Origin of the sequence: Enterovibrio gelatinilyticus, from assembly GCF_028683095.1 — a bacterium.
Classification (GTDB): domain Bacteria; phylum Pseudomonadota; class Gammaproteobacteria; order Enterobacterales; family Vibrionaceae; genus Enterovibrio; species Enterovibrio gelatinilyticus.
The window spans coordinates 1-341 of record NZ_JAJUBC010000145.1; the positions used below are offsets into that span (position 1 = coordinate 1).

Genomic DNA, 341 nt, shown 5'->3' on the forward strand with positions numbered 1-341 from the left:
AATCTTTGGGTAATTTAACCTTCAAATCCTTCGAGATCGTCTGGGCATACTTGAGTTGTTTTTCTGTCGGAAGTTTTAACTCATCAGGGATCGCAGCATGGATCGTGTCGGTAATATGATCCGAAAATACTGGCCATTGGTTGAGATCAACCGTGGTTTCTTGTGTGAGTCGTAAGAATTTCTTTTGCTCGGCGGTGAGCGAATACTTGAAGGTTACTGCACCCACCGAAAAGGTTAAGTCGTCCATTTCGTTCCCTGATAATGGCGTTTTTTATTGCTGAATCTTACCAGTATGAAATGAATTTAAAGTATCTGATCACTGTGTCGGTGATGTAATTAAT

1 protein-coding gene is annotated in these 341 nt (G+C 40.8%); it reads right to left on the bottom strand.

Translation table 11 applies throughout. From position 1 onward, the window contains the following. A partial coding sequence (locus LRP50_RS25585) for a hypothetical protein (protein WP_274167198.1) occupies positions 1 to 247 on the bottom strand: 247 nt, incomplete at its 3' end. Positions 248 to 341: the final 94 nt, after the last annotated feature.